Annotated in this window: 6 protein-coding genes and 1 pseudogene; 1 reads left to right on the plus strand and 6 read right to left on the minus strand. The window is 68.5% G+C overall.

What is annotated here, in order from left to right; translation table 11 throughout:
- Positions 1-103: 103 nt before the first annotated feature.
- The 4 genes and pseudogenes from DWB68_RS08550 to uraD all read right to left on the minus strand — a co-directional run.
- A complete protein-coding gene (locus tag DWB68_RS08550; RefSeq protein WP_119424717.1) occupies positions 104-1810 on the minus strand; it encodes a nucleobase:cation symporter-2 family protein in 1707 nt (568 codons plus the stop codon).
- An 83-nt stretch (positions 1811-1893) separates the two neighbouring features.
- Entirely contained in the window at positions 1894-2814 is a 921-nt protein-coding gene (gene pucL, locus DWB68_RS08555) for a factor-independent urate hydroxylase (protein WP_119424718.1), read from the minus strand.
- 1 nt (position 2815) lies between these two features.
- Complete coding sequence (uraH, locus tag DWB68_RS16420; RefSeq protein WP_199700418.1) at positions 2816-3178, minus strand: hydroxyisourate hydrolase; 363 nt, start codon at positions 3176-3178, stop codon at positions 2816-2818.
- Positions 3179-3751: pseudogene (gene uraD / locus DWB68_RS08560) on the minus strand (2-oxo-4-hydroxy-4-carboxy-5-ureidoimidazoline decarboxylase); the annotation flags it as partial. It abuts the gene before it with no gap.
- A 203-nt stretch (positions 3752-3954) separates the two neighbouring features.
- On the opposite strand from uraD, the gene DWB68_RS08565 reads away from it, so the two are divergent.
- Positions 3955-4206, plus strand: coding sequence for a hypothetical protein (locus tag DWB68_RS08565; protein WP_119424719.1), 252 nt, complete (start codon positions 3955-3957; stop codon positions 4204-4206).
- Between the two features lie 245 nt (positions 4207-4451).
- On the opposite strand, the gene DWB68_RS08570 is transcribed toward DWB68_RS08565, so the two are convergent.
- The gene (locus tag DWB68_RS08570; protein ID WP_119424720.1) at positions 4452-5447 is read right to left on the minus strand and encodes a hypothetical protein; all 996 of its coding nucleotides are present in this window, start codon (positions 5445-5447) and stop codon (positions 4452-4454) included.
- A gap of 200 nt (positions 5448-5647) precedes the next feature.
- Positions 5648-7501, minus strand: a 1854-nt coding sequence (gene aceE / locus DWB68_RS08575; RefSeq protein WP_119424721.1) for a pyruvate dehydrogenase (acetyl-transferring), homodimeric type, incomplete at its 5' end; no start/stop codon positions are given.

The raw sequence follows: 7501 nt of genomic DNA on the forward strand, positions 1-7501 counted from the left end.
CCGAAAATGCGCGCCGCACGCCGCCCACACGCCCCGCTTCACGGCGCACGACACGCACACTCCGACGGCCCGGGAGCACGCGAAGTCGGAGTGCGAAATGCGCTCACGACCGCCCCCTTCGGCGCATTTCGCACTCCAAGATTCCCGTTGGCCGTGAGCGACCCAACGCGCGAGGAGGCGCTCCCCCACACGGGGAGCGCCTCCTGCATGCGCCGGAGGGCAGGGTGCCGTCGCGCTCGATCTTCTGCAGCGCGGCCGTGACCGACTCCGGCACCGGCACGTTGTTCTTCTCGCAGGCCTTGGCGTGGCGCTTGAGCTCCGTGAGCTGCTGCTGCGCCGTGACGACCTTGACCTCGTTGCCCTCGGCGTCCACGAGCTTGCCGCCGATGTAGGAGTCGCCGTCCTCGAGGTTGTCCAGCTCCTCCTCGCGGACCATGCGCGGCGGGGCCGCCACAAACACGGAGCCCTTCTTGGAGTTACCGCCCTGGATCTCGTTGAAGATGATGTTCAGCAGCACGGCCATGATGGCGGCGGAGCTGATGCCGGAGTGCAGGATGGTCGCGGCCCAGTCCGGGAAGTGGTTGTAGAACTCGGGCTTGACGATCGGGATGCCGCCGAAGGCGATCGAGGCGCCCAAGATGATCAGGTTGTAGCCGTCGTAGTTGACCTTGGAGAGCGTGCGGATGCCCGAGGCGGCAACGGTGCCGAAGAGCACGATGCCGGCGCCGCCCAGGACGGGCGTGGGAATCGCGGCGACGAAGCGGCCGAGGATCGGCAGCAGGCCGAGGATCACCGAGATGCCGCCGCCGGCCGTGACCACGAAGCGCGACTTCACGCCGGTGATCGTCACGAGACCCACGTTCTGCGCAAAAGCCGACTGCGTGAAGGTGTTGAAGAACGGGGCAACAAAGGTGGAGGCCATGTCGGCGCGCAGGCCGTTGGCGATGCGCTTCGAGTCGACCTTGGCACCGGTGATCTCACCGACCGCCAGGATATCCGCCGTGGTCTCCGTGAGGATCACGATGACGACGATGGTCATGGAGAGGATGGCGCCGAACTCGAAGACCGGCATGCCGAAGGCGAGCGGCTGCGGGAAGGCGAAGATGGCGCCCGTGCCGACCTTGGAGAAGTCGGCCATGCCCAGCGGGATGGCGACCAGCGTGCCGACCACCATGGCGATCAGGATGGAGAGGCGGGAGATCGCGGCGTTGCCGAGCTTGGAGAAGAGGATCGTCAGCGCAAACACCAGGGCGGCGAGGCCGATGTTCTGCAGCGAGCCGTAGTTCTCGGCCTTGGCGTTGCCGCCCATGGCCCAGTTGGCCGCGACCGGCGTGAGCGAGACGCCGATCATGGTGATGACCACGCCGGTCACGACCGGCGGGAAGAAGCGGATGATCTTCGCGAAGAACGGGGCGATCAGGAAGCCGATCGCGCCGGCCACGATGACCGAGCCGAAGACGGACTGCAGCCCGTGCACGTGGTCCGGGGCGCCGGAGACGATGGCGCCCATGGTGGACACCGACGCGAACGAGGTGCCCTGGACCAGCGGAAGCTTGGAGCCGAAGAACGGGATGCCCCACGACTGAAGGATGGTGGCGAGGCCGCCGATGAAGAGGCAGCAGGCCACGAGCAGAGCGATCTGGTCGCTCGAGAGGCCGGCGGCCTGGCCGATGATGAGCGGCGGGGCGATGATGCCGCCGTACATCGTCAGGACGTGCTGGAGGCCAAACGCTATGGTGCGGCCGAACGGCAGGCGCTCGTCCTCCGGTGCGGTGGAGGGGGGTGCGGGGGTCTTCGACTTGCTTGTCATCACGCGAAACTCCTTTGTTGCGCGCAGGCGGGCCGCGGTGCGGCGCGGCCCGCCTGACTCAACCGGTCATCAAGGGTGGGAAATCAGCAGAAGCCGGGGATGTTTTCCCAGATCTGGTGGGACTCAGCGCCGCCTTCGCGCTGGATGGTCGCCTCGATCAGGCCGTACGGGCGATCGGCGGCGAAGAAGACCTCGTTGGGGTTGTCCTGGCCAAAGACCTCCAGGTCAACGAGGAAGTGGTGCTTGTTCGGCAGCGACATCTTGATCTCTTCGATCTCGGGATGCGCGTTCAGCACGTCCTCGCCCATGGCAAACATGGTCTGCTGCAGGGCCAGGGAGTGCGTGTTGGCGAACGTGGTGAGCAGGCGCTTGCGGACGTCGGCGTAGACGGCGTCGAAGTCGATGCCGGCCTCGACGGCGGCGGCGGAGTTGCGCCAGCGGGCGGTGACGTCCGTCGCGAGGATGCGATCGGAGGTCGCCTTCAGCGTGGTGTAGCGATCCACGGGGAAGCCGTGGAACTCGGAACCGGTGGACTTCAGGACGGTCAGGTCCTGGATGCCGGCGACGACGTTCTTCTCGCCATCCTTGATCTCCAGCACCGCGGTGCGGACCTCGGACTTGTTGCGGGAGAACGCGTGGTCGTGATCGTTGATGCGATCCCAGAAGTACTGCTCGGCGGCCCAGCGGCCACCCTCGATCCACTCGAACTCGTTCACGAAGTGGCTGCCGAGGCGGATGAGGAAGTCCTCGACCGCGCCGACGCCGTCGCGGGCCAGGCCGTAGACGGTGTTCTTCTGGGTTTCGGTGGGGACAACCAGGCCGTTGTCGCCGTCGCGGTGGGCGGCGTTGAAGTCGCCGTGCAGCTGCGAGGTGACGTTGAGGTCCTCGATCTGGTGGCGATCGGTGTCGCGGGTGATCTTAACGAGGCGGACCTCGGTCTTGCCGTACTGGTTCTTCCCCAGAACGATGCGGGTGCCGGCGGTGGTGTCAGCGGTGGCGGTCATGTTAACTCCCTCGGTACGTCGAGTAGGCAAATGGGCTGATGAGAAGAGGCACGTGGTAGTGAGCGAGCGCGTCGGCGACGGTGAACTCGATGACGACAGCGGGGAAGAAGGTTTCCGTACCCTTGTTCCCGTAGTAGGCGCCGGTGTCGAACGTGCACCGGTAGTGGCCTACTGCGACCTCCGTCGGACCGAGGTTCTTGATGCGACCGTCGTCGTCGGTCTCACCTCGTCCGATCTCTTGCCAGCCGGAGTCCGTGTTGGCTTCCAGCGTGGCCTTGACACCGGAGGCAGACCTCCCGGTCCCGGTGTCGAGCACATGGGTGGTGATGTGGCTGCGCGTGTCGCCTACGGCGTCGGCCTCCACGATCCCCTCGAGGCGGAGGAGGGCGATCTGCGCGAGCTGATCGGCAACCTCCGCGTTTTCAGTGGCCTCATCCTGTCCGAGGCGGCGCTCCAGGTTCTCGAGGATCTCGGGAACCGAGCGGCCGGCCGCGCGGATGAGGAAGACACGGTCGAAGCGGGCCTCGTAGGCGGCGTTGCCCTCGGCGAGCTTCCGGGCGAGCTGCGCGTCGCGGTCGACCCCGACGCCGGCCTGCTCGCTGCGGGAGAGTTCGGCCTCGGCGGAGTCACCCTGCGGCTTCTCGCCGATGCGCGGGTGATGCGCCAGGGCGGCGGCGATCTCCTGATCGGTGAAGGCCGGGATCTGCGCGGCGTGGGCCAGGAGGGCCTCGCGGCTGGCGTAGGGCCGGCCGTCGACGACGGCGTCCACCCAGCGGTCCACGTCGACGGCGGGCCGCACTGCTGCGGCGGCCTCGACGGGCTCTAGGGTGTTGAAGATCGACAAAAGAATGGGTGTCAGCGCTTTCCACTCGTGATGTGGCCCGCCCGGCTGAACACCCTTACCCCCACGGGCTGGGGTGCCCGGGATTGACTCCATGTTTCGTATGGCGGAATTTCGATTCCATTTTCCTGCTAAGAACCATGTAACCGGGGTCACACTCCCCCTGTCAACCCCCTGTTCATATGAGATCGAAAAATGGGATACCCCTTGCGCTCCACCCGCAGCGCATGCAGGCTAGTTCCACCATTCGAACTTCACATTCCACATTGCGGAATGTAGGCCACGGAAAGAGGTGGGTCATGACTCTCCAGCACAACACCGCGAACACGCACGCTCCGGCCATTCTTGGCTCCCACTCCCCCGCGGAACCGCGGCCCCTCACGAGCTCCCTGCCCATCCACGCACGCATCGTGGAGCCCGGCACGGAGCTGCAGTGGCCCGAGTTCCCGGCCGGCGGCTGCGACCCGGACTTCCCGGGCTCCTCGCGCCCGCGCCGCCCCTCCCGCCTCGGCGGCGTGGTGCACGGCGTGCTGCGCTTCGTCCGCGGCTGATCGCCGCACACCACGAGCCACCCCGACCCTCGCGCGGACACGCGGGACGGGGTCAACGGGCCCCGGAGCGGGACCGATGGTTCCGAGGGCCGACTATCCCCTCGGAACCGTCGGCCACGTTCCGGGGCCCTTCACCGTCTTGAACCAGAGAGCGCACGACGGCGCACGGCCGGGTTCCGGCCTCATTGAGCGGCCCGCACGCGAGCGCTGAGCACCCCGGCGCGGTGCGGCCCAGGCCCCCTGAGTTAGGCCTCCGCCCCGCGCTCCGCTTCCCAGCCGGCCACCCGCTCGCGCATCTGTTCCTCGGTGACGCGCAGGCGCACGGCGGCCAGCACGGCGGCGTCGGAGGGGTCGTCCTCAACGAAACCGCGGCCCAGCAGCAGCTCCAGGTAGCGGCGCTCCAGGCCAAGGGCCGGCTCGGCCGGGCCCTCCTCGCCGTAGAGCTCCTCCCACTCCTCGCCGGACCAGTCAACGGCCTCGGGGCGCGGGATCTGCGGGCGGTCGTAGTGGACCGTGGGCGCCGGCTCGACCCAGTCCGGGGTCATGGCGATGATCCGCGGCACCTCGTCGCTGCCCCACGGGCGTTCGCTCTCCTCGGAAAGATCATCCAGCGTCGCGGAGACGCGGCTCATCTCGCGCCACACGAGCGCGTCGCGGCAGCCGTCCTCCGGCCAGGCCTGCACCAAATACTGCTCCCACGGCGCCGTGGCCTCCTCGCCGTCCTCCAGGTCACGGTTCACGGCGTGAACGCGCACGCGGTACCAGCCGGGGCCGTGTCCATCGAGGCGGCGGTCGAGCGAGGAGTCCCGGTCCAGGCCGCCCTCGACGAAGACGGGGCCTTGGTCCACGCGCACCGACAGCTCCACGACGTCCTCGAAGCCCGCCTCGACCTGCGCGGGCCGCATGGCCAGGGCCTCGGTGTAGACGAAGACCGCCCCGGCGCTCACGCCCGTGTTGATCGTGACGGCGGGCGTGTCATCCGACTCGGAGTCGGCCACCAACAGCCCGCCCAGGAAGCCGGCCGGGTACGGCCCCGGCACCAGGAGCGCGAGCGCACCGATCCAGAGCAGGTGGCCGTCCACCTCGTCCTCAAAGCCGGAGCGCAGTCCACCCGTGGGGCTCAAGCCCCCGGCCTGAATGGCCCGCGCTTTGGAACGATCGAAGCGATCCTCCTCGCCGTCCATCCACGGCTCGTCCTCCGGACCGTGTCCGTCCCACTCGTCGCTCTCACCGGGCCTCATGGTGCGCCTCCTCCCCAGCAAAACCACCGCCGTGGCCCCAGAATCGCACGTCGGGGCGACGGCGTGTGCGCGCCACGCGCCGTCGTGCATTTCCTGCCACTGTGAGGGATAACAACGCCGAACGGCCGCCCTCCTTGCGTGAGCAAGGAGAGCGGCCGTTCATGGTCCCGGCGGTGCGGCGCCGGGAGGACTCGGGCGGATCAGGCGTCGCCGCCGGCGTTGCCGGGGATGCCAGCCGTGACGACGTCGATGCGGTACTTGTTGTACGCCTCGCGCCACGTGCCGGCCGGGACCTGGCCCTGCTTCTCGAGGCGCTGCAGCGCCTTGACGACCACGGAGTGGGCGTCGATGCGGAAGAAGCGGCGTGCGGCGGCACGCGTGTCGGAGAAGCCGAAGCCGTCGGCACCCAGGACGGAGTAGTCGCCCGGGATGAACGGGCGCAGCTGCTCCGGCACGGCCTTCATGTGATCGGACACGGCCACGACCGGTCCCTCGGCCCCGGCGAGCTTGGAGGTCACGTAGGCCTCGCGGTCCTCGCCGTCCTCGAAGGTCGCGGCGTCGGCGGCGTGACCGTCGCGGGCCAGCTCGTTCCAGGAGGTCACGGACCACACATCGGCGGCCACGCCCCAGTCCTCGGCCAGCAGGCGCTGGGCCTCGATGGTCCACGGCACGGCCACGCCGGAGGCGAGCAGCTGGGCCTTGGGCGCATCGGCGGCGGCAGCGGCCGCCGGGGACACGCGGTGAATGCCCTTGATGATGCCCTCGACGTCCACGTCCGCCGGCTCCGCGGGCTGCACGTACGGCTCGTTGTACACGGTGACGTAGTACATGACGTCCGGATCGGCGTGCTTGCCGCCGTACATGCGCTCGAGGCCGGAGCGCATGATGTGCCCGATCTCGTAGCCGTACGCGGGGTCGTAGGACACCACGGCCGGGTTCGTCGCCGCGAGCAGGTGCGAGTGGCCGTCCGCGTGCTGCAGGCCCTCGCCCGTCAGCGTGGTGCGGCCGGCCGTCGCGCCGATCACGAAGTCGCGGGCCATCTGGTCGCCGGCGGCCCAGAAGGCATCCGCCGTGCGCTGGAAACCGAACATCGAGTAGACGACGTACACGGGGATGAGCGGCTCGCCGTGCGTCGAGTAGGAGGTGCCGGCCGCGGTGAAGGCCGCCACCGCGCCCGCCTCGTTGATGCCCGGGTGGATCAGCTGACCCTGCGCCGACTCCTTGTACGCCAGCACGAGCTCGCGGTCCACGGAGATGTAGTTCTGCCCGTTCGGGTTGTAGATCTTGGCCGTGGGGAAGAGCGAGTCCATGCCGAAGGTGCGAGACTCGTCCGGCACGATCGGGACGATGCGCTGACCGAACTGCTTGTCGCGCATGAGGTCCTTGAGCAGGCGCACGAACGCCATGGTCGTGGCCGCCTGCTGCGTGCCGGAGCCGCGGGTCGCCGCGGTGTAGGCCTTGTCGCCCGGGAGGGCCAGTTCGGTGTGGCGCGTGCGGCGCTCCGGGGTGAAACCACCCAGGGCGTGGCGGCGCGTCATGAGGTACTGGATCTCCGGGGCGTCCATGCCGGGGTGGTAGTACGGCGGACGGTAGGGATCCTTCTCCAGCTGCTCGCCCGTGATCGGAATGCGCAGGTGGTCGCGGAAGGCCTTGAGGTCATCCAGGGTCAGCTTCTTCATCTGGTGGGTCGCGTTGCGGCCCTCGAAGTGCGTGCCCAGGCCGTAACCCTTGACCGTGTGGGCCAGGATCACCGTGGGCTGACCCTGGTGCTCCGTCGCCGCCTTGTAGGCCGCGTACACCTTGCGGTAGTCGTGGCCGCCGCGCTTCAGGTTCCAGATCTCGTCATCGGAGAGGTCCGCGACCATGTCCTTGGTGCGCGGGTCCTTGCCGAAGAAGTGCTCGCGCACGAAGGCGCCGGACTCGGCCTTGTAGGTCTGGTAATCGCCATCCGGCGTGGAGTTCATGATGTCCACGAGGGCGCCCTCGTCGTCCTTGGCCAGCAGCGAGTCCCACTCGCGGCCCCAGACGACCTTGATGACGTTCCAGCCCGCGCC

The sequence above is a fragment of the Galactobacter valiniphilus genome (assembly GCF_003575975.1).
Lineage (GTDB): Bacteria > Actinomycetota > Actinomycetes > Actinomycetales > Micrococcaceae > Galactobacter > Galactobacter valiniphilus.